The organism is Micromonospora sp. NPDC005324, assembly GCF_040607155.1.
Classification (GTDB): Bacteria; Actinomycetota; Actinomycetes; order Mycobacteriales; family Micromonosporaceae; genus Micromonospora; species Micromonospora trifolii.
In genome coordinates this window covers 32,598-58,738 of the sequence record NZ_JBEXGE010000012.1, presented here as the reverse complement: position 1 = coordinate 58,738, position 26,141 = coordinate 32,598, and the positions used below count along the sequence as shown (strand labels likewise).

The following is a 26,141-nucleotide window of genomic DNA, read 5'->3' as shown; positions in this document are numbered from 1 at the left end:
GGAGGCAGTCCTTCGGGGGTGATGTGACCCATCGTCAGCGACGAGAGACTGAGACCGATCAGCGGCTACGGCTGCTCGTCGGTCTCGTCGTCGTTGTAGCGGCTGTCATCACGGCCACCTCACTGCCGGTCGCAGTGCGGTTTGCGATGACCGCCACGCCGAACGATGTCGCGGTCCTCATCGTGCTCACCGTGACCATCGCTCTGGGAACGCTGGTCAAAGCGAGGGTGCGGATCCGATCCACCACCCACTCGATCAGCTGGACCGAGACGGCGATCATCATCGGTCTCGCCATCGCTCCGGCCCCGGTGGTGGTGCTCTCAACGGCGGTGGGCATCGCGTTCACCTGGCACCGCCAGCCGGCGATCAAGCTGGCCTTCAGTGTGGGAAAGAACGTCATCGTGGCCTGGGGTGCCGGCATCACGCTGGCAATGACAACCTGGACCTGGCCGCCCGAGGGCACCGTGGCCCTGCTGGTGCCGTTGGCGCTGGCTTACCTGGCCGCGGCCCTCCTGGACGACATTCTGGCCATACCGGTCATTGCGCTGGCTTCCAGGACCAAGATCTCAAAGCAGTTCCGAAGCAACCTCGACCTCCGGCTCGCCGGTTTCGCCCTACGGTTCGTCGTGGCGGCCTGCACGCTGCTGATCCTTGAGGCCAACCTCAAACTCCTGTTGGCCATACCGCCGCTCGTGCTCAGCCTGCACCTGGCCTACTCCACGAGAATCCGTTCCCGGACCGAACAGCAGGCGTGGCAGCGGCTCGCCCGCACCACCGACGCGCTCAACGTGGTCGACCTGGACAACGTCCTCACCACCGCCGTCACCCAGGCCGCCGAGTTGTTCTCCGCCGACGAGGTCGAGATCGAGCTGCGCGACGGCGGCCGCACCGTGCGCGGCGGCACCGGCGGCATCACCTTCGACGGCCCGACCGGCACGCCCACCGACGTGGACGGCACGATCGTCCCCGCGCCGCTGGAAGGCCACGACCGGACGGTCGACGTCGGCATACTTCGACTGCGCTTCCGCGGCCCGGTGCAACTCTCCGAGCGGGAGCAGTACACCCTGCGCACCTTCGCCTCCGCGCTCTGCACCGCCGTCCGCAACGCCCAGGCGTACGCCGAACTGGCCCGGGTCGCCGACGAGCACGCGTACGCGGCCTCGCACGACGCGCTGACCGGCCTGGCCAACCGCCGGCACCTCCTCGACGAGGGCACCGAACAGTTGAGCACCCGCCACGCCGACGGGGTGACCGCGCTGGTGCTGATCGACCTCAACCATTTCAAGGAGGTCAACGACACGCTCGGGCATGCCGCCGGCGACCAGGTGCTGGTGCAGGTGGCCGACCGGTTGCGGGGTGCCGCCCAGGCGAGTGACCTGGTGGCCCGCCTCGGCGGCGACGAGTTCGCCGTACTCCTGCGGGGTCTACCGGCCCCGGCGGTCGCCGCGCACCGGGCCGAGACGCTGCTCGCCGCCCTGCACGAGCCGTTCGAGCTGGACGGCATGCGCATCAGTGTCGAGGCCAGCGGCGGGATCTCCGGCGCCCCGTCCAACGGCGGCATGGCCGAGCTGCTGCGCCGCGCCGACGTGGCCATGTACCAGGCGAAGCGGGCCGGGCAGCGAATCTCCACGTACGCCCCGACCCGCGACACCGCCGACCTCGGTCGCCTCACCCTTGGCGGTGACCTACCGCGCGCGGTCGCCGACCACGAGTTCGTCGTCAACTTCCAACCGATCGTCGACCTGGGCACCGGTGAGGTGACCAGCGCGGAGGCGCTGGCCCGCTGGCACCACCCCACCCACGGCCTGATCGACCCGCTGCGGTTCCTGGAGGCGGTGGAACGCTCGGGCCTGCTACCGGCCTTCGCCGAAGCGATCCTCGACCAGGCGCTGATCGCGGCGGTGAGCTGGCGCGACGCCGGCTTCGACGTACCGGTAGCGGTCAACGTGTCCCCGCGCAGCCTGCTCGACGCGCGGTTCCCGGGCTCGGTGCTGGCCCGCCTCCGCGCCCACGACCTACCACCGGACCGGCTGGTCCTGGAGCTGACCGAGACGCTGACCCTCAGCCAACTCGACGTGGTCGACCGGGTGCTCAGCCGACTCCGCGACGAGGGAGTCCGGCTGGCGCTGGACGACTTCGGGACCGGCTACTCCTCCCTCTCGCTGCTCTCCCGGATCCCGGTGCACGAGCTGAAGATCGACCGGAGCTTCGTGACGACGATGGAGAGTTCAGCGGAGGCCGCCGCCGTCATCCGTTCCACACTCGACCTGGGGCGCAGCCTCAACCTGGACGTGGTGGCCGAGGGGGTGGAGAGCGAGCCGCAGCGGCGGGCCCTCTGGGAGTTGGGCTGCGTCGCCGGCCAGGGGCACCTGTTCGCCCGGCCGATGCCGTCCGGCACCCTGCTCGCGGCGATGCAGCGCGGCTCGGGCGGCCGACCGGGCACCCTCGCCGCGCCGCTGCACGACGCCGGGGCGGTGATCCGGTTGAGCCAGAACCGCCGCCAGGCCGGCCGTTCCAGGCCCGACCGCCTGCCACACCTGCCCGCCTGAGCAGGCCTCGCCCCGCTGCGCGGACAGCCTGGTCTGCCAGACTGTCGCGCGTGATCGTCGACGACCCGACCGCCCACCGCCGTCGCTGGCACTGGCGGACGCTCGACAACGCAGCCGGCGGGCTCGCCCTCGACCTGGGCCTCTACGCCGTGTCGGCCACCTTCGCCGCGATCACCGCGGTCACGTCCACCCTGCTGCCGCACCGCGCCTGGGGCGCGGTCGCCGCCGTCGGCTACCTGCTCGCAACGCTGACGGTGATCGCCCAGCTTCTGCTGCGTCGACGCTCCCCGACCTCCCGGCTGACCGGTCTGTCCGCCCGCTGGGTGGTCACCGGTCTCGCCTGGGCGACCACCACACTGCTGCCCCTGGCCTGGCAGGCCATCGACCGGGCCGGTGGGCGCACCGACCGGGCCCAGGAGGAGGTGGTGGTCGTGGAGCACGCCGGCAGCCGCCTCCTGGAACACGGCACGCCCTACCTCGGGCCCGACGCCATCGCCGCCCTGCCACCCGGCGAGCAACTGATGGGCTACACCCCGTACCAACCCGGCATGGCGATGTTCGGCCTGCCCAGAGCACTGCTCGACACCTGGTGGACCGACTCCCGGGTCTGGTTCGCGGTGGGCACCGCGCTGGCGCTCGCCCTGGCCGTGGCCGCCCTGCGCAGAACACCGGCCACCGCCGGCCAGGCCACCACCGCCGCTACCCACCGACGAGACGCCGCCCTGCTGCGCGGCGTGCAGGCCGCCACCGTACTGCCGATCTGTGCCCTCACCCTCGCCACCGGCGGCGACGACCTACCCGTACTCGCGCTCTGCCTGCTGGCCCTCGCGTTCGCCGCCGCCGACCGACCCGGCCGGGCCGGTCTCGCCGTCGGGCTCGCCGGCGCGCTGAAGCTGTTCGCCTGGCCGGTCGCCCTGGTCCTGATCGTCTGGGGCCTGACCCGACGCGCCGGCACCCGAGTCGCCGTCGGCGCCATCGGTCTGCCCATCGCCGCACTACTGCCGGCGCTGCTGGTGGACCGCGACGCCCTCACCGAGAACGTGCTGCGCTTCCCCCTCGGCCACGGGCTGGTCACCAGCCCCGCGCAGTCCCCGTTCCCCGGCTACCTGATAGCCACCGGGCTACCCGCCGGCCGGCTGATCGCCGCCGCGCTGCTGGTCGCCGCCGGAGTGGCCATCGCCGTCCGACTCGCCCGCCGCCCGCCCCGCACCGCCGTCGCCACCGCGCTCATCTGCGGGTACGGGCTGCTCGCCGCCATCGCCCTGATGCCCTCGACCCGCTTCGGCTACCTGCTGTACCCGCTGGCCCTGCTGACCTGGGCCCCCGCCCTGCACCGCCCCGTCGACACACCGACCGCCGCGGTTGCCGATGAACGGTCCGGTCGGACCACTTCGGCGTAACTTCCGAGCGGAACGGCGCGTCAGGGCGTAGACCTGAAGACATGACCACGTACCGCGACCGGGCCGACGCCGGCCGGGTGCTCTCCGAACGCCTCACCGCGCTCATCGGCGAACCGGACGTCGTCGTCCTCGGCCTCGTCCGTGGCGGCGTGCCGGTCGCCCGGGTCGTCGCCGAACGGCTCGGCGCACCACTGGACGTGCTGGTCGTCCGCAAGCTCGGCATGCCGTGGGCCCGGGAGGTTGCCTTCGGCGCACTCGGGCCGGGCGGTGTCCAGGTGCTCAACGACGCGGTGGCCAGCCGGCTCAGCGGCGACGACATCGCCGAGGTCCGCCACCGGGAGCAGGCCGAACTGGAACGCCGGGAACGGCTCTACCGGGGCGACCGCCCACAGGTCGACCTCACCGGGCGGACGGCCGTGATCGTCGACGACGGCCTCGCCACCGGCGCAACCGCCCGCGTCGCCGTCGAAGTCGTCCGCCAACTCGGGGCACACCGGGTCGTGGTCGCGGTCCCGGTCGGCGCGCAGGAGGCGTACGAACTGCTCGCCGCCGAGGCCGACCAGGTCGTCTGCGCCCAACGCCCGGCGGACTTCGGCGCCGTCAGCGTCTACTACGACGATTTTCATGAAGTGTCCGACGAAGAAGTCACCGAGGCGCTCACAGCAACTGCATAGAAACACCGGGTACCGTCGGGCGATGAGTAGCCTCACCTGTCCCAAGTGTCACGGAGAAATGCGCCAGTACGAGCGCAGCGGCGTCGTCATCGACCAGTGCGGGGAGTGCCGAGGCATCTTCCTGGACCGCGGCGAGCTGGAGAAGCTGTTCGAGGCGGAGGCCAACTGGAGCCGCCAACAGAGCGGCGGCGCGCCAGGGCAACCGGCGCAGCAGCCGGCCGGCTACCCGCCCCCGCCGCCCCCGCCGCACCAGCCCGGTTACGGCGCCGTCCCGCCGCCGCCCCCGCCCGCCCACGGCTACCCGCCGCAGCCGGCCTACGGCCACCAGCAGCAGCAACACCAGGGCTACCACGGCCACTACCGGCAGAAGAAGCGCAAGGGCTTCCTCGACGACATGTTCGGCTGATCCCAGGCCGACCTCCCGCCCGGGTCGATCACGCGTCGGCCCGGGCACATACCCCGGGCCATTGATCGTTGGCGGGCGCGATGCTTCATGCGAGGCTGAATCGCATGACCGCGATCCGACCGGACGAGGCGCTGGCCCAGGCGTACGACGGAATCACCGCAGTGGTCGATCGCCTGGACGACGCCGGCCTGCAACGAGCCACCCGCTGCCGAGGCTGGCTGATCGCCGACCTGCTCCTGCACGTGCTCGGCGACGCCCAACGGGCACTCGTCACCCTGGCCAGCCCCGTCGACGGCCCCGCCGACGTCGACGACGTGAGCTACTGGCGTGACTTTCCCGGCGGAGACGACGAGGCCGCCCGGCACGCCTGGTGGGTCCGCCGATCGGCCGCCGCCTTCGACAGCCCGACCGGGATCGTCGAGCTCTGGCGGGACACCGCGCCGGCGGCGGCCCGCGCCGCCACGTCAGCCGACCCCGACGGGTACGTGACCACCCAGGGACACGTGCTTCGCGTGCCGGACTTCCTCGCCACCCTGACCACCGAGGCCGCCGTCCACCACCTGGACCTGACGCTGGAACTGCCCGATGCGCCGCCGCCCGGCCCACTGGCGGTACGCGTCGCGGTGGCGACCATGGACGGCCTGCTCAGCGACGACACCGTTCGACCCACCGCGTGGGATGATCACGACTTTCTGCTGAAGGCGACCGGACGCGTGCCGCTGACCGAACGCGACCGGCTGGAACTGGGCGAGTCGGCGGGCTGGTTCCCACTGCTCGGCTGACCGACGACAGGTTGTCGCGTCGGTCAGCCGATGGCCATGTCGACAAAGCGGGACAGGTGCAGCTGGGCCGCGACGGTCACCGTGTCGGTGGGCCCATTCCGATGCTTGGCAATGATGAAATCCGCCTCCCCGGCCCGCGGTGACTCCTTGTCGTAGTAGTCGTCGCGGTGCAAGAGGATAACAACGTCGGCATCTTGCTCAATTGACCCAGATTCGCGCAAATCCGACAGCTGGGGTCGTTTGTCGGTGCGCTGCTCGGGGCCACGGTTCAGCTGACTGACCGCGATCACCGGGCACTCGACCTCCTTGGCCAACAGCTTGAGGCCACGGGACAGGTCCGCGACCTCCTGCTGGCGACTCTCGGTGCGCTTCGGTGAGGTCATCAGCTGGAGATAGTCGACCACGATCATCTTGAGGTCGTGCCGCTGCTTGAGCCGCCGTGCCTTGGCCCGGATCTCCATCAGGTTCATGCTCGGCGTGTCGTCGACGAAGAGCGGCGCCTCGCTGATCTCACCCATGCACCGGGCCAGCTTGGTCCAGTCGTCGTCGGAGAGCTGACCGCTGCGCAGTACGTGCAGCGGCACCCGCGCCTCGGCGGAGAGCAGCCGCATGACGATCTCGACCTTGCTCATTTCCAGCGAGAAGATAGCTGCCGCCTGATTGGCGCGAATAGCAGCATTTCGGGCAAAGTCCATGCTAGCCGTGCTGTTGTGGGTAGGGATCATCGACCGGCTGGCCAGGTACAGGTGTTCGTCGTTATCGACAGTCACACACCGCACCGGAACGCTGGAGACCGGCCGGACGTCGACGATGAACCGCGAGGTCGTTCGGACGTCGGAGGTGGTCCGGCGGCGTTCGGCGTGTGCGTCCTGCTTGCGCCTGAGCCGGAAGATGACATCCGGGGTGGAGAAGTTCAACGTGTACGCGATCGACGACTCGCGGGTGCGGCCGCGCACCGGCTTGGCGTTGACAGTGCAGCGGTAGCCGAGGCTGACGATGAGTTCGCGTACGTCATCAGCCAACCGCTTCGAGGTCGACGTGTACTGGAGGTTGCCGGCCGGGGCGACGGTCCCATCGGTGTCCATCAGCCCGGCCAGCAGCGCCCTACGCTGAGCCTCAGAGGCGCGCAGATAGACGCCCGGGATGTGCTTGTTTCCCGCTACCCCGATCTGACGCAACAGCCCGAGGAAGGAACCGTTCCGGTGACGACAGTCGGCACACTTCCTGGTCGCTGGATTCTCACGCAACGCCCTGGTGGAACCGCCACAGTCCACGCAGACACCGTTCCCCGCAGCAGTGGAGGTGGGCTGCAGCAGATTGGTGTAGACCATCGGCCCGCTCGGCCGCACGACGAAGCCATCCGCCTCGACCTGCGTAACCATCTCCGGATCTGCCGTGGTGAAGCGGCTGGCACCGCTGTGCCCGTCACCGAGCCACGTCCCCAAGGTGTAGGGCGGGACCAGCAGCTCACGGTCCGGGAGTTGGATGGGAGCGCAATTTCGTACGGCATGGTTGAGCCGCGGCTGGGCGGTATCGGTTCGCAGCGTGGCCGCGATGTCAGCAGTGGTGACGACACCGTCGTGGGCGGCCCGGCTGCCGGCGTTTGTGTTCCCATCGGCTCGTTCAAGAAGCGCGGTCAGCAGAGGACCGGCCGGGTAGCCGGGCGCAGTCCAGTTCCGCGTCCTGCCGTTGCGGACGATGGGGCGACTGATCCGGCCAATCGACCCGACCTCGCGGGCGACCGTGTGCAGGACATGCCGGAACTCTGGCCCCACCTGCTCGATCGCGTCGAAGAGGGTGATCGGCTGGTTTCGCACGGCGCTGAGCGTCTTGTGAGCCGCCCGTACGTTGGCCAGCGACGATTCTGACCAGTGCCGCCTCTGCCGCGCTGGTTCCTGCCGCCGGCTCGCCCGCGTGGTCGTCTTCCACAGGTGCTCCGCGTCCGCCACGATGACTGCGCCGTCCGAGAACTCGACCTCGTAGCAGGGACGGTCGCGCATCACGTCGAAGGCGTGCGTGACGGTGGTCGGAGAGCCGTCCGCACCCAGTAGCTGATCGCCCGCCTTGACCTCGCCCATCGTGGTCCAGCCGTCCGGGGTCGGCAGTGGGGTGTCGAGCGCAAGCGCCTTACCCAAACCAGGCCGGCCCGCCACGATGATCAATTGCCCCGCGTGCAGGCCGTTGAGCAGTCGGTCCAGGTCGCTGAAGCCGGTCGGCACGCCGGTCATCATGCCGCCGGTCGCGCCCACCGCCTCGATCTCGTCCAGCGTCGGCTGCAACATGTCAGCCAGGACTGCGAAGTCCTCGCTGACCCGCCGTTCGGTGACGTCGTACACGGCCTGCTGGGCGAGGTCGACGACGTCGTCCACGTCGCGGCTGCCGCCGCTGGCGGTGCCGTAGCCCAGCTGCACGATCTTCGTGCCGGCCTCGACCAGCCGGCGCAGGACCGCCCGCTCACTGACGATCCGGGCGTAGTAGGCGGCGTTCGCGGCGGTGGGCACGCTGGCGATGAGTGTGTGCAGGTACGGCGCGCCACCGATGCGTACCAGATCCCCGGAGTCGGCGAGCGCCGCCGCGACCGTGATCGAGTCGGCCGGCTCACCCCGGCCGTAGATGTCGAGGATGATGTCGAAGATGGTGGCGTGCACCGGCCGGTAGAAGTCGTTGGTCTTGAGGATCTCGACGACGTCGGCGATGGCGTCCTTGGAGAGCAGCATGCCGCCGAGGACGCACTGCTCGGCGGCGACGTCCTGGGGCGGCGTCTTGTCGAACTGGCCATCCCGCTGCTGCGCAGGTGGCTGGCCTCCGCCGGAGCGTGGCTCTGCCCGCATGTCGTCGGTGACCGACACGGGTCCCCCCTCCACTGCGCCGGATCCAACCTCAGCTCTACCGCTGGGGTACGACACTTCTCCTTCGACCGGGCCGGTCGATCGGGGGCCATCGCCGGCGGTCGAGGGCCAACCATACGGACCCCGAGGTCAGAGACTCAACAACGCCGGTGGACGAGCCTCGGGACAACCTGTGGATCCCGGTGGGCAGCTTGTGCGCAGCGTGTGCACAGCCTGTGGATAACCATTGGGGAATTCTCGGCCATAAGCCGCTGACCTGCGCAGACATACTCCCCAGCCTGTGGAGGAGAATATTTCGGTCGGGCCTGTGACACGATCGTCCCGTACTATCTCCAGCGAACGGCTACACCTGGACAGCGGATTCCGCTTTCGGTTCAGAAGGGTCACACTCCGGCCGTGAATTACCGGGACTGGGGACGCGGCGATGGCAGCCCGCGCGAGCGCCAGCCAACCGCCTCGTGGGGTGAGCGCGCGGCGTCCGTTCCGGTTGATCCGTACGACGAGGACGGGCGCTACCGCACCTCCAGCCGTCGGCGTGCGTTGGACCGCGGCCAGGATGAGCCTGTCGACGCCTACCTGCCCCGGTGGGCGCTGGAGTCAGGGGTCCGGCACGCGGACGGCGGTGGTCGCCACGCGGCACCGGACGACGACGAGGCCGACGACGAGCGCGAGCGGCCGATCTCCGGTGCGGGCCGACGGTCCGCCGAGTCGTCGGGTGGGCGGCGGCGGGGCGGCGAGCCGCGGCGACGGGAGCAGGCAGCGATCGGCCCGGCGCCGGACTCGGACCACACCCGAGAGTGGACGCTCGACCGGCCGCAGGACCAGGGGTACGCCGGCCGCCGACGGGCCGACGCCGGGGAGGACGGGCCGGTCTCCGGCGCTGTCTCGGACCGGCGTCCCCGCCGCGCGCCCGTTGGCCGTCCCCAGGTCATCTGGTCGGGCGGGGAGCCGGAGTCCGCCCCGAGCGAGCAGGTGCCGGACCAGGAGCCGAGCCGTCCCACCCGGCGTAGCCGACGTGCGGCGGAGGAATCCTGGTCCCGTCCGGCGGCCGACCCATGGGTTCGCGGATCCGACCGGGCGGCGGAACCCGAACCGTCGTACCCGCCTGCTGTGGATCCGTGGGACGCCTCGGGTGTGCATGCGTGGCCACCGGCGGCCGGCGCGGACGGCGGGGACCTGAGCGGGCAGTGGTCGGCGGTGGAGAGCGTCGGTGGCTGGGAGCGGTCGGACCGCACCGGTCAGTGGGAGCGGTCCGCGATCGAGGACGACGAGTGGGACCGTTCGATGGCGCCGCGCTCCGATCGCTCGGTGGCGGCCGAGGGGTGGCCGAGCCGGGAAGACGGGTTCTGGTCCGGCACCCGGTTGGCCGATGACGACCCGCGTTGGATGGATCCGACGACGTCGGCGCCCCGGTCTCCGGTGGTGGGATACACGGCCCCACGGCCGCGCAGCGCGCCTGCGCCGCGCGCGGGTGCACCACGTGCGGGTGCGCCCGGGCGTCGGGCGGACCGGCCGGCGGTGGGAACGGCGTCGGTACGTCGGCGGGTCGAGTCGGCGGCCACGGGTGCCTGGGCACGGCGTCTGGAGGACGACCTGCTGGACCCGTATCCGGGTGGGTCCGTCCGGCCCCTGCTCTACACGGCGGCCTGTTACCTGGTGCCGGCGATGCTGATCTTCGTCTGGCTGTTGACGTTGGACAGCCAGGCGCCGGCTGGTTGTGTAACCGACATCAGCGGGGGCGGGTGTGAGTCCGCCCGGTCCCGCGCGCTGGAGTCACTGCTGGCCGGTTCGCCGCGCTTCGGTCTGGCGTTGGTGAGCAGTCTGGTGGTGGCGGCGCTGCTGCGCCGGGTGGGCACGACGTGGCGCTCGGCGACCATCGCGGTGGCCGCCGCGGTGGTGGGTGGCGGCCTCTCCACGGTGCTGATCAGCGCGGTGACGGGCCAGCCCATCGGCTGACCCGTCGGCGGTTCGGGGCCAGACCGGGCGGGTGTCGGTCTGGGCATCGCTGGGCCGAAGGCAGGCAGGTCGGGGCCCCGCTTGGGGCGGGTCGGGCACGCCGGGCGGGCCCATCCTGGCCCGGGCAGTGCCGGATCGGACGACGTACGCACGAGGGCCCGCACCGATTGCTCGGTGCGGGCCCTCGTGGTGGTGTTGCGGACGTCAGCCCTGAACGACGTTCAGGTTGAACGACGCGGTCACCTCGGGGTGCAGCCTGATCTTCACCGGGTAGGCGCCGATCGACTTGATGTGACCGGGCACCTCCAGCCGGCGACGGTCGAGGACCGGGCCGCTGGCGGCCTTGACGGCGTCGACGATCTCGGCCGGGGTGACCGAGCCGAAGAGCCGTCCGCCGTCGCCGGCGCGGACCTTCAGGTTGACCTTGAGACCCTCGAGCTGAGCCTTGACCTCGTTGGCGTGGTCGAGGTCGCGGATCTCGCGGGCCCCACGGGCCCGCTTGATGACCGTGACCTGCTTTTCCGCGCCCTTGGTCCAGACGATCGCGAAGCCCTGCGGCAGCAGGTAGTTACGGCCGTAGCCGTTCTTGACCTCGACGATGTCGCCCGGGGCACCGAGGCCGGACACTTCCTGAGTCAGGATGATCTTCATATCGGTGCCTCCTCTCAGCGGGTGGTGGCCGTGTATGGCAGGAGCGCCATCTCACGGGCGTTCTTGACCGCACGGGCGATCTGCCGCTGCTGCTGCGAGGTCACGCCGGTCACCCGACGAGCGCGGATCTTGCCGCGATCGGAGATGAACTTGCGCAGCAGCGCGGTGTCCTTGTAATCGATGTAGGCGATCCCGTCCTTGTCGAGCGGGTTCACCTTCTTCTTGGGCTTGCGCAGTGCCGCAGCCTTGGCCGTTGCACGTGCTCCTGGTTTGCGATCGCGAGCGCTAGGCGCCATTAGAACGGTGGCTCCTCGTCAAAATTGGCGCCCGAACCGGCACGCGCGGGAGAAGGAGCAGCCGAAGCCCAGGGGTCGTCGAAGTTGCCTCCGCCGCCGCCCTGGTTGCCACCGCCACCGCCGCCACCGAAGCCGCCGCCGCCACCGCCGGAGCGGGACATCTTCTGCACCTTCGCCGTGGCGTAGCGCAGCGACGGGCCGATCTCGTCGACCTCAAGCTCGATGACAGTGCGCTTCTCACCCTCGCGGGTCTCGTACGACCGCTGACGCAGCCGGCCCGACACGATCACCCGGGCGCCACGCTGCAGCGACTCGGCGACGTGCTCGGCGGCCTGCCGCCACACGGTGCATGCGAGGAACAGCGGCTCGCCGTCCTTCCATTCGTTCGACGCCTTGTCCATGAAACGGGGCGTCGAAGCGACTCGGAACTTGGCGACCGCAGCCCCGGAGGGGGTGAACCGCAACTCGGGGTCATCGGTCAGATTGCCGATGACCGTGATGGTGGTGTCTCCTGCCATGACCATCTCCTCGCGCACTCAGCGTCTCGTCGTACAGGCTCGCAGAGCCGTACGACAGAGTCGCGGAGGCTGATCCGGACGAACCGGGGTTGGATGCTCTAGCGCATTTCCGGTCGGATGACCTTGGTGCGCAGCACGGACTCGTTGAGCCGAAGCTGACGGTCCAGCTCGGCCACCGCAGCAGGCGTGGCCTGCAGGTCGATGACGGCGTAGATGCCTTCGGCCTTCTTGTTGATCTCGTACGCGAGGCGCCTGCGGCCCCACACGTCGGTCTTCTCAACCGAGCCACCCGCGGTCCGAATCACGTTCAGGTACGTGTCGAGCGACGGTGCGACGGTGCGCTCCTCGAGGCTGGAGTCGAGGATGACCATTAGTTCGTAGTGACGCAAGACGTGCTCACCTCCTGTGGGCTAAGCGGCCACGGTCCTTCCGTGGCAGGAGGTCTTGTGTCGCTGCCCGCACGCGCCGAGGGAACCCGGCCGGACGCGGACAACCTGACCAGGATACCCGGTCCCAACGATCATGCCCGGGGTGGTCGGGTCCGGATCCGGACGTGCCGACGGGGGCCCACCGTCCGACCGTCAATCGGTCGGTGGTGGACCCCCGTCTACGAGGCCGCGGGGCGTCCGGTCCGCATTCCTTGGGTGGGACCTGGGGAGGAACGACCACACCGATGAGGTTGGACCGAAGACGCCCCGCGGAGCTTTATCGTGTTGTTATCTGACGATACAACAGCACTCGTACCTTGTCGGGGGGAAAAGCACAATTTTTCGAAGATTCGTCGTCGCTCGGTAGCCGGTGTGCGAGGGGGTCGCCCCCGCTGCGCCGGGCCGCGCCGCGGGGGTGACCCCGCTGTCGGCCGTCGACCGCCGGTCGCCGTGTGCGACGCTCGCGCCGCTGGGGCACCGGGATACTGGTCTCCGGTTCAAACCCATCAACGATCGTCGGTCCCTCCAGTGACGCGACACCGCCCCGGCCGTCGCCCCGCCGCTCGGGGTCGCGACGTAGGCTCGCTCGCATGCGTATCGGAGCCCACGTCGACTCGACCGACCCGCTGGCGGAGGCGGCCGCCCGGTCCGCCGACACCGTGCAGTTCTTCCTCGCCGACCCACAGGGCTGGAAGGCGCCCAAGCCTCGCGAAGATGCCGAGCGGCTGCGCGCTGCCGAGGTCGACCTCTACGTGCACGCGCCGTACGTCATCAACGTGGCCACGCTCAACAACCGCATCCGGATCCCGAGCCGCAAACTGCTGCTCGGGCACGCCACCGCGGCCGCCGCCATCGGCGCCAAGGGCCTGATCGTCCACGGTGGGCACGTCAACGCCGGCGACGACCTGGCCGTCGGCTTCGACAACTGGCGCAAGACCTTCGCGTACGCGGCGGACTCCGGCGGCTTCGGCGTACCGGTCCTGATCGAGAACACCGCCGGCGGCGACAACGCCTGTGCCCGACGGCTGGACGCGCTCGCCCGACTCTGGGACGCGATCGGTGACTACGAGGTCGGCTTCTGCCTGGACACCTGCCACGCGTACGCGGGCGGCGAGGAGCTGCTCGGCCTGGTCGACCGGGTCAAGGCGATCACCGGGCGGATCGACCTGGTGCACGCCAACAACTCCAAGGGCGCGTTCAACTCCGGCCAGGACCGACACGACAACCTGGGCGGCGGGACGATCGACCCGGAGTTGGTGGTGGCGGTGATCCGGGCGGCCGGCGCGCCGGTGGTCGTCGAGACACCGGGCGGTGTGACCGGCCAGGCCGCCGACATCGACTTTCTGCGTGAGCAGCTCGGAGCGGAGAGCCCGGCGGCATGACGAGCGGACAGCCCGGGACCGGCAACGCCCGGCCCACCCCCACCGGCACGGACACCGAGAGTCAGCCGGCCACCACTGCCGCGGCCGGCGCCCCCACCCAGCCGGCTCGCACGTCAGACGAGCCCGCCGCCGAGACCACCGCGGCCCAGCCGCCGGCTGGCGACGGCGGAGCGACCGGGAGCGCCCCGAACGGTGACTCCGAGGCCGACCCCGCGACGAGCGGTGCCGTCAAGGACGCGGCCCGGCGCGCCGACAAGCAGGGCGACACGGCCAAGCAGGACGCCGCCGGGGGCGGCGCCGCATCCAGTGACAGCACCGCCAAGGGCACCGACGCACCCAAGGACAGCGACCCGGCCAAGGACGGCGACCCGGCCAAGGACGGCGACCCGGCCAAGGACGGCGACCCGATCAAGGACGGCGACCCGGCCAAGGGCGCGAAGGCGGACGGCGCCGACGGTACGGACAAGGCCGACAGCGAGGCGAAGCCGGTCGGCCCGGAGCGTTGGGAGGCGTTCGCCTCCGCACCGGAGCCACGGCCCTCCATCGTCAGTCGGGCGGGCCGGCCGGTCGGTCGCTTCCTGATCCACGAGTGGACCCTGGCCGCCCTCGGCGCGTTGGCACTGGCCGTGTTGATGACCTGGCCGACGCTGCGCTATCCGCGCTACACCCTTCCGCAGGACTACTGGGACCCGAGCCTGCAGGCCTGGCAGATGGCCTGGTCCGGGCACATCCTGCTGGCCGACCCGGCGCGGCTGTGGCAATCCAACACGTTCTTCCCCGAGCTGTGGAGCTTCGCGTTCTCCGACACGCTGCTCGGGTACGCCCCGGCCGGGATGCTCGGCAGCGGTCCCGAGGACGCCGTGCTGCGCTACAACATCATGTTCGTGCTGGCGCACGCGCTCGCCACGTTCGGGGCGTACGCGCTGGCCCGACAGCTCGGGGCCGGCCGGATCGGTGCGGCCGTCGCGGGGGTGAGCTACACCTACGCGCCCTGGCTGTTGGCCCAGGCCGGGCACCTGCACGTGCTCTCCAACGGGGGCATTCCGCTGGCGCTGGCGATGTTGGCGCGCGGGCACGGGTGGTCCCTCCGGCACGGCTACCGGCCCGAGCGCCGGCATGACGGTTGGGTCTACGCCGGTTGGCTGGTGGCTGCCTGGCAACTCAGCCTCGGCTTCGGCATCGGTCTGCCATTCGCGTACCTCCTGGCCGGCGTGGTGCTGGTCGCTGCCGTCCTGTTCCTCGCGCGGCGGCTGCGCACCGGGCAGGCCGTTCCGTTCGGTCGCCGGTTGTTCGCCGCCGACGTGCTCGGCGGGGTGTTGTTCGCCGGTGTCGGTCTGCTGATGGCGTTCCCGTTCTTCAAGGTGACCGAACTGCACCCGTACGCCGAGCGCACCATCGGCGACATCGGCCTCTTCTCGCCGCCGGCGTCGGGCTTCGTGACGGCGCCCGGGGAGTCGCGGATCTGGGGTGGCCTGCACGAGGGTGCCCGGGCGGCACTGCCGTGGCACCCGGAGATGACCCTGCTGCCGGGCTTCGTGCTCTACGCGCTCGCCGCGGGCGGGTTGTTCTTCTCGGTCTGGCGGCTGCGGCACCGACTGCTGCTGCTCGCCGGGGTGCTGCTGACGATGGCCTTCGCCATGGGCACCCGTTTCTTCGACGGCACCTTCACCTACGTGCCTCTCTTCGAGCACCTGCCGGGCTGGAGTGGGCTGCGTACCCCCGGGCGGTTGATGCTCTGGACCACGCTGTTGCTCGGCCTGCTCGCGGCGGGCGCGGTCACCGCGCTCACCGACCGGGTCCGCGAGTTGACCGCGCAACGGATTCCGTCGTGGCCGGGGCCGTGGCTGCGGATGGCCACCCTGCTGCCGTTGCTGCTGGTCACCGTCGAGGGCCTGAACACCACCCCACACCCCGTGGTGCCGACCCAACCGGCGGCGATGCGTTCGGCGGAGGGTCCGCTGCTGGTGCTGCCCAGCAATCAGAGCCTGGACCAGCACGTGATGCTCTGGTCGACCAGCGGGTTCCCCGACGTGGTCAACGGCGGTAGCGGCTTCACGCCCCGCCAGCTCGACGACGTCCGTCGGGTGAGCCAGTCGTTCCCGGACCAGACGAGCGTCGACTACCTGCGCACGCTCGGCGTCCGCACGGTGGTGCTGCTGCGTGGCCAGGTGGCCGGCACGCCGTGGGAGATCACTATCGACGCCCCGGTCGAGTCGCTCGGCATCAGCCGGCAGGAGGTCGGCGAGGCCGTCGTCTATCGCCTCTGAGGCGTGCCGGCCACGGTCGACCTTATGGTCAGGTCGTGGGCACCGGTACGGGTGCTTGTTCGCTGGTCGTCGTGGGGCGGCGCCAGCGGTCTATCCAGGGGGCGTCCGGGGCGCCGTCGAGAACTCCACCGTCCGGGTCGTCCGGGTAGGTGGCCCGCACCGCGTCCTGCTCGGGGTGCAGGATCTCCTTGACGACGAAGACGCAGAGCACCACCACAGTGGCCAGTCGCAGCGTCGAGGCCAGCACGAACACCCCCTCCGGGAAGACCGGACGGCTGGTTGCCGCGCCGAGCAGCTCCCCGTAGAAGGCGACGAAGTAGCAGACCTCGGCGATCTGCCAGGCCAGGAACGCGCCCCACTTCGGCCGGGCCAGCACCACCAGCGGGAGCAGCCACAGGACGAACTGCTGTGACCAGACCTTGCTGAAGATGAGGAACGCGGCGACCACCAGGAAGGCGAGCTGACCGAGCCGCGGTCGGCGCGGCGCCCTCAGCGCCAGCACGGCGATGCCGAGGCAGGCCAGCCCGAACAGCGCGTACGAGAGGGTGTTGAGGGTCGGGATGTTGGCGTTGAGCCACTCGAACGGGCCGAGGTTGGCCGGGTCGTTGCCGACCTTGCCGTCCAGGTAGCGCCCGATGTACCAGAGCGTGCCCCAGTCGATCGGCCGGGTGGTGTTCAGCTCGAAGAACCGGTCCCAGTTCTCCGGGTACGCGCGGGCCGCCGGCAGGTTCACCAGCACCACGGCGGCGATCGCCGTCCCGATGGCGACGAGCGCGGCACGAACCCGGTCGGCCCGTAGCGCCAGGATGAGGATCGGCCCGAGCAGGAAGAGTGGCCAGAGCTTCGCCGCGCCGGCCAACCCGAGCAGCACGCCGGCCACCGCCGGTCGTTTTCGGGCCCAGGCCAGCAGGCCGAGGGCGGCCAGCCCGATGGCGAGCAGGTCCCAGTTGACGGTGGCGGTGAGCACCAACGCCGGGGCGAGTGCGAACATCGCCGCGTCCCAGGGTCGTCGGCGGCGCAACGCCAGGATCACCGCCACCGTGGCCACCGCGAGCGCGCCCAGCACCAGCGCGTTGAGGTTGTAGAACCACTGGCCCTGGTTGATGCTCGGGTCGCCGTCACCGATGGCGTGCACCGGCAGGCCCAGCGCCCCCATGAAGTAGCCAGTCAGGACCGGGTACTCGACGGGGTGGTCTCGGTAGGGCACCTTGCCCTCGTTGAGCCCTTCGGCGTAGTAGAGGGCGAGGACGTCGGTGTAGCAGAACCGGGTGTACTGGACGTTGTTCTGCCAGGCGCCGTCCTGGCAGGGCGATTTCTGCACCCAGTGCAGCGCAAGCGTGAGGCACACCATCGCCAGCACGACCCGCACGGCCGTCCAGAAGCGACGCTCCCGACCGGCCGGCCGGTTAAGCGCTGTCGCGTGGTCGCCCAGCGGCCCGCCGATGACGCTGGAGACGCCGCGGACGAACCCGTCGGAGCGGGACGGGTGATCGGTGGTTCCGGCGTCGTCGATGCCGGGCGTCGACTGGGTGCTCATGAAGAGGCATCCTGCCGTACGACAGGGGTGCCCGTCCCGTCCCGGCACGGAGTTCCGGGTACGAAAACGCCGCCGCCGGCCGGGACCTGTCGTCCGGCCGGCGGCGGCGTCGTTCGCTGGTGCGGGTCAGTCGCGGTTGGGTGGCAGGCTGGGCAACTGCCCGCCGCCACCACCACCTGTGCCGCCACCGCCCGGATTACCGCCGGGATTGCCCCCAGGGTTGCCGCCGGGGTTGTTGCCGCCGGGGTTGCAGAGCAGATCGATCAGCGGGTTACAGGGAGGGCCCTGGCCCCCCGGGTTGGTCGGCGGCGGCGGCGGCTCCTTGCCGTTGCCCTTCGTGACGTCCCCCTCGCCGGTGACGCTGGGCAGGGGGATCTCCTCCTGGCCCTTGAGGGCGGTGTTCATGTACTTCTCCCAGATCGGGCCGGGGAGCGTCGAACCGCCGATGTCCTTACCGCTGGCGAGCTTGATCTGCGGCTTCCGCGGATCCCGGCTGCCCACCCACACCGCTGTGGCGTTCTGCGGGGTGTAGCCGACCGTCCAGGCGTGCGAGTTGTCCTTGTTGTCGTACTCCCAGGTGCCGGTCTTGGCGGCGGCCTGGCGGCCGTCTTCCAGCGAGATGTTGTTGGGGCGGGGGATCTGCTTCAGGACACCCGTGACCTCGTCGGTGATCTTCTTGGGGATCCGCTGCTCCGGCTTGATGCGCTCGCTGCCGACCACCTTCCACTTACCGGTGTCCTTGTCCTGCTGTTCGATCTTGACGACGAAGTGCGCCTTGATGTACTTGCCGTCATTGGCGAACGTGGCCATGGCGTTGGCGTGGTCGAACACGGTGATCGGGTACTTGCCGAAACCGGTGTAGTTGTCGAACGGTTTCGCCCCCTTCTTCGACAGGTCGAAGGCCTGCGGCGGGTCGACGCCCCACATGGTGGTCACGCCTGCCTTCCGGGCCATGTCGACGACCTTGTCGGCGCCGATGGTGTCGGCGACCCAGTAGAAGGGAACGTTGTACGACTGGACCGTCGACTCTTCGAGGGTGCAGTATTTGCCGCACTTGAGGTTGGTGCGGCCGGCGTTGCCGATCGTGTCCCTGGAGCCCTCGGGCTTGTACGGCGTGGGGTCCCAGTGCGACTTGACCGAGATGCCAGCCTCGATCGCGGCCGCCAGGGTGTACACCTTCATCGACGAGCCCGGCTGGTGCCCACCGGTCAGGTCGCCGTTCTTGTCGGTGTTCTTGCCGGCGTAGTCGAAGTCGGCGCCGCTGTCACCGCCGTAGTAGGCGAGCACGCGGCCCTTCGACGGGTCGATCGAGACCACCGCCGCCATCAGGTTCTTCGGCTGGTCGTTGAGCTCGGAACCCTTCTTCGACTGCATCGCGGTGTTCTCCGCGGCGGCCTGGAGCTTCGGGTCGATGGTGGTGGTGATCCGGTAGCCGCCATCGCGCAGCGCGTCGACGCAGCTCGTCTTGCCCTCCGCACCGCTGTCGGAGCAGAGGCCCATCTCGTCCATCTCTTGCCGGACGTAGTTGATGACGTTGCCGCGCGGGCTGTCGACGCCGAAGCCGACGCCGTCCTTCTTGATCGGCAGCACCTTGGGGTACTCGGTGGGCGCCGCGGGGTGGTTGGGGGAGTCCAGCCAGCCCTCCTTCTTCATGCCGCCGATCACGTAGTCCCACCGCGACCTGGCATCAGTCGGGTTGACCCCCGGGTCGAACCCCCTGTGGGTCTTGCTCGGCTGCGGCTGCTTGATCACTGCGGCCAGCACTGCTCCCTCGGCGGGGGTGAGCTTGATGGCCGGCTTGCCGAAGTAGGTCTGTGCCGCCGCCTCGATGCCGTACGCGCCACGACCGAAGTAGATGACGTTCAGGTAGTGCTGCATGATCGTCGGCTTGTCGTACTTGTCGTTCAGCTTGGAGGCGAGGATCGCCTCCTTCACCTTCCGGCCGTACGTGTCGTCCTTGAGGTTCTCGAACGCGTTGCGGGCGTACTGCTGGGTGATCGTCGAGGCGCCCTGTTTGTCGCCGTTGGAGACGTTGTTCCATGCGGCCCGGACGATGCCCTTGTAGTCGACGCCCGAGTGCCGGTAGAAGTTCCGGTCCTCCGCCGCGGCGACAGCATCCTGCACGTGCTGCGGGATCTGCTGGATGGTCACGAAGCTGCGGTTCTCACTGCCCAGCTTGGCGAGCTGCGTCTTGCCGTCCTTGGCGTACACGGTGGTGGACAGCGGCAGCGGCATCTCGTTCGGCATGACCACGTTTGTCGAGTAGTAGGTGAACCCGACCACGCCGATGCCGGCGAGCATGATGAAGACGGCGAACCCGGCGATCAGCAGGTTCATCCGCTTGCGCTTCTTGGCCCGCGCCGCGCCGGAGTCACCCGGACCACGGCCGCCTCGACCGGGACCGCCCGGACCACCCGGCCCACCGGGACCCCCCGGGCCGCCCGGCCCACCGGAAACCGGTGAGACGCTCGCCCGGGCGACCGCCGCACGACCACCGACCGACGCGGAGCCGACGCTGGCCCGGCCCGCCGAGGCGGTGCCGACCGAGGCCGCACCGACGGCCGCGGCACCGACAGTCGCCCGACCCGCCGGCGCGCCCGGCGCCGGGGAGACGGGCACCGAGGCTCGACCGGCGCCGGCGCGGCCAGCGGCCACACCCGGTGCCGGTGACACCGGCACCGAGGCTCGACCGGCCCGGCCGGTAGCTGCGGAACCCACCGAGGCGGACCCGGCGGCCGCGCCGCCGCGCGGCGTCACCGAGGCGGAGCCTCCGACCGTGGCGCGACCACCGGCGGCCCTCGGCGTCACCGAGGCCCGCCCTGGGGTTGCCGCGCCGCCCTCCGAGGCGGACCAGCCGCTCCCGCCGGAGTCACCGCCGGGTCGGCGGTACGCGTCGTCCGCGCCCGGTCCGGGGTCACCGTCCGGACCCGAGTACTGGGTCCGTCCGCGCGCAGAACTGGGATCGCCGTACGAGTTCATTCCTCACACCCTGCCGGTCGCGGTGGGGCGCGACTGCGCCGCCACCGGGTTGCCGTGAGTTGCTTCACCCGGGGCGCCGGCATGGGGGTGCCGGCCGACCGGGGTCATTGCCGTATCAATCGGGCCAATCGGGCCAACAAGCGGTCGGCCGTCCCGGGTTTCGTCTGCGGCCCCGGGGCCCGTCCAACCAGCTGAGATCACCGTTGCGCCTCTCGCCTCCGCCGACCGGCGCCTTCGGCGCCCGCCGCGTCCTGCTCACTGGTGCCGTCGCTGTCGCCGGTCAGACCGTCCCGGCCGAGCAGGTACTGCTCGACGAGATGGTTCCAGTCACAACCGAGGCACACCTCCACGACGAAGACCTGGAACTCACGCAGCGTCATCGCCAGTACTGGCAACTCGGTCAGTGTCCGAGCCTGGCCGGCGGACTGCTTGAGTTCGTCACCGTAAATGTAGTGGACCAGGGTCAGGTTTTCGCTCCGGCAGATCGGGCAGCGCCGGTCGGTCGGCTCACCGTGGAACCGAGCGGCGTTCTTCAGGTACGGCGACGCGTCGCAGACGTCGTACGTGCCGACCCGGCCGGCCAGGAGCTCACGCAGCACTGCTCGCTTCTGAAGCGAGTAGTCGACCACCTGGCGCTGCGTACGCATGCGGAGAAGGGTACGCGGTCCGACCCGAGCAGGCGACCACGCTCACAATCCGTGACGACAGCATCTCGGAACGGGGGTTTGCCCTGGCCCGCGCGACCCGCTAACGTGCGATGTATCGGTCCGATACATCGCGGCGGTTACCACTCCACGCCGGAGGGTAAAGAGAGGGTGGCCAGTGCTTGAGTTCGCCATCCTCGGCCTCCTTCAGGAGTCTCCGATGCACGGCTATGAGCTGCGCAAGGAGCTGACCGCCAAACTCGGCGCCATCCGGGCGGCGATCAGCTACGGCTCGCTCTACCCCACGCTACGCAGGCTCCAGGCGGCGGGATGGATCACCGAAGCTGCTGAGACACCCGCCACTGCCGAGGAGGTTCCCGCGCTGACCAGCCGACGAGGTCGGGTGGTCTACAAAATCACCGCGGAAGGCAAGGAACGCTTCGCCCAGCTGATCGCACAGGCCGGGCCCGAGACGTATGACGACACGGGCTTCGGGGTGCACTTCGCGTTCTTCGCCCGGACCGACCAGGCGACCCGACTGCGCATTCTGGAGGGTCGCCGCCGCAAGATCGAGGAACGTCGCGAAGGGCTTCGTGACGTGCTGGGCCGGGCGGCCGAGCGCCTCGACGCTTACACGCTGGAACTGCAGCGCCACGGCCTTGATGCCTGTGAGCGCGAGGTCCGCTGGCTGGAGGAGCTCATCGCCAACGAGCGCTCCGGCCGAGCCCCGACGGTCCCGAACATCGGGACAGCCGGCGGCCGACGAGAAGACAACAGCCCGCCTCCGCCTGGAGAGACCAGGAATGAGCGGCCGTGACAGAAAAGAAGGAGGCAGACGCTATGGGCTCCGTCCGCGTCGCCATCGTCGGTGTGGGTAACTGCGCCTCGTCCCTGGTTCAGGGCGTCGAGTACTACCGGAACGCCAACCCGAACGACCGCGTCCCGGGTCTCATGCACGTCGCCTTCGGCGACTACCACGTCAACGCCGTGGAGTTCGTCGCGGCATTCGACGTGGACGCCAAGAAGGTGGGCATGGACCTCGCGGAGGCGATCGTCGCCAGCGAGAACAACACCATCAAGCTCTGCGACGTGCCGCCGACCGGCATCAGCGTGCAGCGCGGTCCGACCTTCGACGGTCTGGGCCAGTACTACCGCGAGATCGTCGAGGAGTCGGACGCCACCCCGGTCGACGTGGCGCAGGCGCTGCGCGACGCGCAGGTCGACGTCGTCGTCTGCTACCTGCCGGTCGGCTCCGAGCAGGCCGCCAAGTTCTACGCCCAGGCCGCGATCGACGCCGGCTGCGCGTTCGTCAACGCCCTGCCGGTCTTCATCGCCTCCGACCCCGAGTGGGCCAAGAAGTTCGAGGACGCGGGCCTGCCGATCGTCGGCGACGACATCAAGAGCCAGGTCGGCGCCACCATCGTGCACCGTGCCCTCGCGAAGCTCTTCGAGGACCGCGGCGTCGAGCTGCTGCGCACGTACCAGCTCAACTTCGGCGGCAACATGGACTTCATGAACATGCTGGAGCGCAAGCGGCTGGTCTCGAAGAAGATCTCGAAGACCCAGTCGGTGACCTCGCAGATTCCGCACGAGATGAGCAAGAGCGACGTGCACATCGGCCCGTCGGACCACGTGCCGTGGCTGGACGACCGCAAGTGGGCGTACATCCGCCTGGAGGGCCGCTCGTTCGGTGACACCCCGCTCATGGCCGAGCTCAAGCTCGAGGTGTGGGACTCTCCGAACTCGGCCGGCGTCATCATCGACGCGGTCCGGGCCGCGAAGATCGCCCTGGACCGGAAGATCGGCGGCCCGATCCTGTCGGCCTCGTCGTACTTCATGAAGTCCCCGCCGGTGCAGTACGCCGACCACGACGCCCACCAGGCCGTCGAGGAGTTCATCGCCGGTGAGGTCACGCGCTGACGCGCTGATTCGCCAAGCATGTGGAAGGGCCGGGTCCGTGCGGACCCGGCCCTTTCGTCACCGCGGACGGCTCAGGACCAGGCGCGTTGCAGCGCGACCCCGGCCTCCAACTCCAGCAACGTGACCTTGCGAGGCAGGCCCCCGCCGAAGCCGACCAGCTTGCCGCCCGCGCCGACGATCCGGTGACAGGGCACGATCACCGGGACCGGGTTACGGTTGCAGGCCACTCCCACCGCCCGTGCCGCTCCGGGATCGCCGACCAGGCGCGCCACCTCGCCGTACGTCAGCGTCTCCCCGTACGGGATCCCTGTCATCTCCCGCCACACGGCGCGCTCGAAGTCGGAACCGCGCGGCACCGACACCGGAACGGTGAACGCTGTCAGCTCACCGGCGAAGTACGCCCGCAGCTCGTCGACGGCCTGCCGGGACAACGCGTGGTCGGGCTCCTCGGCGGCCGCCTCGACCCGGCCGAAATGCGCGCCGCAGACGCTCGTGCCGTCGGTGGCGACGGAGAACTGACCGATCGGGGAGTCGAGGACAGTCCAGCGCATGCACCCATTCTCCCCGATGCGGACTGTCTCGCCGGCCCGGCCGCCAGCGTCGGGCCGAGCGCCACTCCCGGCCCGCATCGGTAGATCATCTTTGCGTCTGCCGGGCCGTTCGGCGTTGCGCGACGTCGATACCGTCAAGGTCGTGGCAACGGGGACGCTCATCTTTCTGATCATCGGTGGGGCGGGCATCGGCGTGCTCGCGCTCGCCCTGCTCGGCACCGAGCTGCTTCAGTTCGGGCACGCCGACGTGGACGGGCCGATCTCGGTCGAGACGGTCGCCGGCTTCGCCGGGGCGTTCGGGTTCGGCGCGGCCATCGTCAACGAACTGCTCGGTGCGCGTACACCTGGCATGGTCGTCGGGGCGGTGGCCGGCGGCGTGCTCGCGGCCGTGCCCACCGGCTGGTTGGCGTCCCGGCTGAGCCGGGCGGCGCGGAACATGCGCACCGACCCCACCCCCACCCGCGACGACCTGGTCGGCGCGCTCGGCCTGGTCGTCACCCCGGTGCCGGCCAACGGGTACGGCGAGGTCCGCATTCGCCTCGCCGGCCAACCGGTCAAGCTCAGCGCCCGCGCGGACCAGCCGATCCCGATCGGCGCCCAGGTCTTCGTCGTGCAGGCGCTCAGCGAGACGAGCGTGCACGTAGAGACCTACTGACCTCCCCCTCATAGACGGGACTCCTCATATGGCCCTACTCATCGCCATCGGCGGCGCGGTCCTCCTCGCGCTCATCCTGGTGCTCTTCGTGCTCTCCCGGATCAAGGTGGCCGGCCCGAACGAGGCGTTCATCGTCACCGGCCGCAAGGGCCGCACCACCCAGACCGCCGACGGAGGGCGGTCCACCGACAACTCCGGGCAGAAGGTCGTTCTGGGTGCCTCGGTGTTCGTCCTGCCGGTGGTGCAGAAGCTCCAGTCGCTCGACCTGTCCAGCCGCCGGATCGACGTCGGCATCCGGGGTGCCGTCAGCAAGCAGGGCATCCGCGCCGACCTGCACGGCGTAGCGATCGTCAAGGTCGGCGGCACCGAGGACGCGATCCGGGCCGCCGCCCAACGGTTCCTGCACCAGCAGGACGAGATCGACAACTTCACCCGGGAGGTGCTGGCCGGCGCGCTGCGCTCGATCGTCGGCCGGCTCACCGTCGAGGAGGTCATCCGGGACCGGGCGGCGTTCGCCAGCGCGGTCGCCGAGGAGGCCGAGCACTCGATGACCAACCAGGGCCTGGTGCTGGACACCTTCCAGCTCCAGGACATCCTCGCCGAAGGTTCCTACCTCCAGGACCTGGGCCGCCCCGAGGCCGCCCGGGTGCTCAAGGACGCGGCGATCGCCGAGGCCCGGGCCCGGCAGCAGGCCGAGCAGGAGCGGCTGCTCGCCGAGGAGGCCATCGCCGAGGCGAACCGCAACCTGGCCCTCAAGCAGGCCGGCATCCAGGCCGAGATCGACGCGGCGAAGGCGAAGTCCGCGGCGGCCGGGCCGCTCGCCCAGGCGGAGCGGGACCAGGCGATCCTCTCCGAACAGCAGAAGGTGGCCGAGCGCAACGCCGAACTCAAGCAGCGCCAACTCGACACCGAGGTTCGCAAGCCGGCCGACGCGGCCCGGTACAAGGTGGAGCAGGAGGCCGAGGCGTCCCGCAACGCGGCGGTGCTGCACGCCGACGCGCAGCGCCAGTCGGTCATCGCCGCCGCGCAGGCCTCCGCCGAGCAGGCCCGCCTCACCGGTGAGGGCGAGCGGGCCCGGCGAGCCGCGCTCGCCGAGGCGAACGCCATTGAGGGCGCCAAGGAGGGTGAGGCCGAACAGCGGCGGCGCTCCGCCATCGCCGAGGCGGTAGAGCGGGAGGGTCAGGCCGAGGCCGCGGCCATCCTGGCCAGGGGTGAGGCCGAGGCGGACGCGATGGCGCGCAAGGCCGAGGCGTTCGCCGCGTACGGGGAGGCGGCCGTGCTGGACCTCCTGGTCAAGGTGCTGCCGCAGATCGTGGAGGCGGCCAGTGCGCCGATCGGGGCGATCGACAAGATGACGGTGATCTCCACCGACGGCGCGTCGTCGCTGACGAGGTCGGTGGCCGGCAACGTGGCCCAGGGCCTCCAACTTGGCAGTGACCTCACCGGGATCGACCTGCCCGGCCTGCTGGCGCGGCTCGGCTCGGCCTCCACCCCGGCCGGCAACGGCGCCGCGTCAGTCGATGGAAAGGCCGTCGAAGGCCGCTGACGCCTCCGCGGTCTGTCGACCGGATCGAAAGACGGCTCCCGCCACCGGTAGAGGTGACGGGAGCCGTCGGTTCACGACACCGATCGGATTGACGCGCGCCCAGTCACCCCAGGCACCCGAGCCGGTGGATGCCTCAATGGCTGGTGCGACG

General features: G+C 70.3%; 22 protein-coding genes. 13 read left to right on the top strand and 9 right to left on the bottom strand.

Going from position 1 to position 26,141, the window contains the following annotated elements; all coding sequences use genetic code 11:
- Positions 1–146 precede the first annotated feature (146 nt).
- The 5 genes from ABZS40_RS15075 (at position 147) to ABZS40_RS15055 (ending at position 5,811) form a co-directional block, all read left to right on the top strand.
- A complete protein-coding gene (locus ABZS40_RS15075; protein ID WP_354943844.1) occupies positions 147–2,549 on the top strand; it encodes a bifunctional diguanylate cyclase/phosphodiesterase in 2,403 nt (800 codons plus the stop codon).
- 50 nt (positions 2,550–2,599) lie between these two features.
- Positions 2,600–3,949, top strand: coding sequence for a glycosyltransferase family 87 protein (locus ABZS40_RS15070; RefSeq protein ID WP_354943843.1), 1,350 nt, complete (start codon positions 2,600–2,602; stop codon positions 3,947–3,949).
- Positions 3,950–3,990: 41 nt separating this feature from the next.
- Positions 3,991–4,623 (top strand): phosphoribosyltransferase, encoded by a 633-nt coding sequence (locus ABZS40_RS15065; protein ID WP_354943842.1) that lies wholly within the window; start codon positions 3,991–3,993, stop codon positions 4,621–4,623.
- A 22-nt stretch (positions 4,624–4,645) separates the two neighbouring features.
- Complete coding sequence (locus ABZS40_RS15060; protein ID WP_354943841.1) at positions 4,646–5,029, top strand: zf-TFIIB domain-containing protein; 384 nt, start codon at positions 4,646–4,648, stop codon at positions 5,027–5,029.
- A gap of 104 nt (positions 5,030–5,133) precedes the next feature.
- Positions 5,134–5,811, top strand: a complete 678-nt coding sequence (locus tag ABZS40_RS15055) for a maleylpyruvate isomerase N-terminal domain-containing protein (protein WP_354943840.1) — start codon at positions 5,134–5,136, stop codon at positions 5,809–5,811.
- Between the two features lie 23 nt (positions 5,812–5,834).
- Here the strand turns inward: ABZS40_RS15055 and dnaB are convergent, their stop codons facing one another.
- The gene (gene dnaB, locus ABZS40_RS15050; protein ID WP_354943839.1) at positions 5,835–8,675 is read right to left on the bottom strand and encodes a replicative DNA helicase; all 2,841 of its coding nucleotides are present in this window, start codon (positions 8,673–8,675) and stop codon (positions 5,835–5,837) included.
- Positions 8,676–9,056: 381 nt separating this feature from the next.
- Between dnaB and ABZS40_RS15045 the strand changes: the two genes are divergently transcribed.
- Positions 9,057–10,616 carry a hypothetical protein gene (locus ABZS40_RS15045; protein WP_354943838.1) on the top strand — a complete coding sequence of 520 codons (1,560 nt, stop codon included), beginning with the start codon at positions 9,057–9,059 and terminating at the stop codon, positions 10,614–10,616.
- Positions 10,617–10,820: 204 nt separating this feature from the next.
- On the opposite strand, the gene rplI is transcribed toward ABZS40_RS15045, so the two are convergent.
- The 4 genes from rplI to rpsF all read right to left on the bottom strand — a co-directional run bounded on the left by rplI (position 10,821) and on the right by rpsF (position 12,470).
- A complete protein-coding gene (gene rplI / locus ABZS40_RS15040; protein ID WP_354943837.1) occupies positions 10,821–11,267 on the bottom strand; it encodes a 50S ribosomal protein L9 in 447 nt (148 codons plus the stop codon).
- Between the two features lie 14 nt (positions 11,268–11,281).
- Positions 11,282–11,563, bottom strand: a complete 282-nt coding sequence (gene rpsR, locus ABZS40_RS15035) for a 30S ribosomal protein S18 (protein ID WP_051723758.1) — start codon at positions 11,561–11,563, stop codon at positions 11,282–11,284.
- Entirely contained in the window at positions 11,563–12,099 is a 537-nt protein-coding gene (locus ABZS40_RS15030; protein ID WP_181518404.1) for a single-stranded DNA-binding protein, read from the bottom strand. Before ABZS40_RS15030 ends, rpsR begins: the two co-directional genes overlap by 1 nt.
- Before the next feature lie 80 nt (positions 12,100–12,179).
- The gene (gene rpsF / locus ABZS40_RS15025; RefSeq protein WP_036391391.1) at positions 12,180–12,470 is read right to left on the bottom strand and encodes a 30S ribosomal protein S6; all 291 of its coding nucleotides are present in this window, start codon (positions 12,468–12,470) and stop codon (positions 12,180–12,182) included.
- A gap of 629 nt (positions 12,471–13,099) precedes the next feature.
- Between rpsF and ABZS40_RS15020 the strand changes: the two genes are divergently transcribed.
- Positions 13,100–13,891, top strand: coding sequence for a deoxyribonuclease IV (locus ABZS40_RS15020; RefSeq protein WP_354943836.1), 792 nt, complete (start codon positions 13,100–13,102; stop codon positions 13,889–13,891).
- Complete coding sequence (locus tag ABZS40_RS15015) at positions 13,888–16,158, top strand: hypothetical protein (RefSeq protein ID WP_354943835.1); 2,271 nt, start codon at positions 13,888–13,890, stop codon at positions 16,156–16,158. Before ABZS40_RS15020 ends, ABZS40_RS15015 begins: the two co-directional genes overlap by 4 nt.
- 28 nt (positions 16,159–16,186) lie before the next feature.
- Here ABZS40_RS15015 and ABZS40_RS15010 read toward each other — a convergent pair whose 3' ends face one another.
- Positions 16,187–17,695, bottom strand: a complete 1,509-nt coding sequence (locus ABZS40_RS15010) for a glycosyltransferase 87 family protein (RefSeq protein ID WP_354943834.1) — start codon at positions 17,693–17,695, stop codon at positions 16,187–16,189.
- A gap of 126 nt (positions 17,696–17,821) precedes the next feature.
- Positions 17,822–20,032: a transglycosylase domain-containing protein gene (locus ABZS40_RS15005; RefSeq protein WP_354943833.1), complete on the bottom strand. Its 2,211-nt coding sequence runs from the start codon at positions 20,030–20,032 to the stop codon at positions 17,822–17,824.
- Between the two features lie 4 nt (positions 20,033–20,036).
- Between ABZS40_RS15005 and ABZS40_RS15000 the strand changes: the two genes are divergently transcribed.
- Entirely contained in the window at positions 20,037–20,732 is a 696-nt protein-coding gene (locus ABZS40_RS15000; protein ID WP_354943832.1) for a hypothetical protein, read from the top strand.
- 139 nt (positions 20,733–20,871) lie between these two features.
- Here the strand turns inward: ABZS40_RS15000 and ABZS40_RS14995 are convergent, their stop codons facing one another.
- Positions 20,872–21,321, bottom strand: a complete 450-nt coding sequence (locus ABZS40_RS14995) for a DUF5318 domain-containing protein (RefSeq protein WP_030487681.1) — start codon at positions 21,319–21,321, stop codon at positions 20,872–20,874.
- Positions 21,322–21,496: 175 nt separating this feature from the next.
- On the opposite strand from ABZS40_RS14995, the gene ABZS40_RS14990 reads away from it, so the two are divergent.
- Together ABZS40_RS14990 and ABZS40_RS14985 are read left to right on the top strand one after the other, a co-directional pair.
- Positions 21,497–22,135: a PadR family transcriptional regulator gene (locus tag ABZS40_RS14990; protein ID WP_030331823.1), complete on the top strand. Its 639-nt coding sequence runs from the start codon at positions 21,497–21,499 to the stop codon at positions 22,133–22,135.
- Between the two features lie 23 nt (positions 22,136–22,158).
- Entirely contained in the window at positions 22,159–23,238 is a 1,080-nt protein-coding gene (locus tag ABZS40_RS14985; RefSeq protein WP_354943831.1) for an inositol-3-phosphate synthase, read from the top strand.
- A 71-nt stretch (positions 23,239–23,309) separates the two neighbouring features.
- Here ABZS40_RS14985 and ABZS40_RS14980 read toward each other — a convergent pair whose 3' ends face one another.
- On the bottom strand, positions 23,310–23,789 hold the full coding sequence (locus tag ABZS40_RS14980) for a methylated-DNA--[protein]-cysteine S-methyltransferase (protein WP_354943830.1): 480 nt from the start codon (positions 23,787–23,789) through the stop codon (positions 23,310–23,312).
- Between the two features lie 115 nt (positions 23,790–23,904).
- Here ABZS40_RS14980 and ABZS40_RS14975 point away from each other — a divergent pair, with 115 nt between their 5' ends.
- On the top strand, positions 23,905–24,444 hold the full coding sequence (locus ABZS40_RS14975) for a hypothetical protein (protein WP_238681658.1): 540 nt from the start codon (positions 23,905–23,907) through the stop codon (positions 24,442–24,444).
- 28 nt (positions 24,445–24,472) lie between these two features.
- A complete protein-coding gene (locus tag ABZS40_RS14970; RefSeq protein WP_354943829.1) occupies positions 24,473–25,990 on the top strand; it encodes an SPFH domain-containing protein in 1,518 nt (505 codons plus the stop codon).
- The last annotated feature ends 151 nt before the right edge of the window (positions 25,991–26,141 follow it).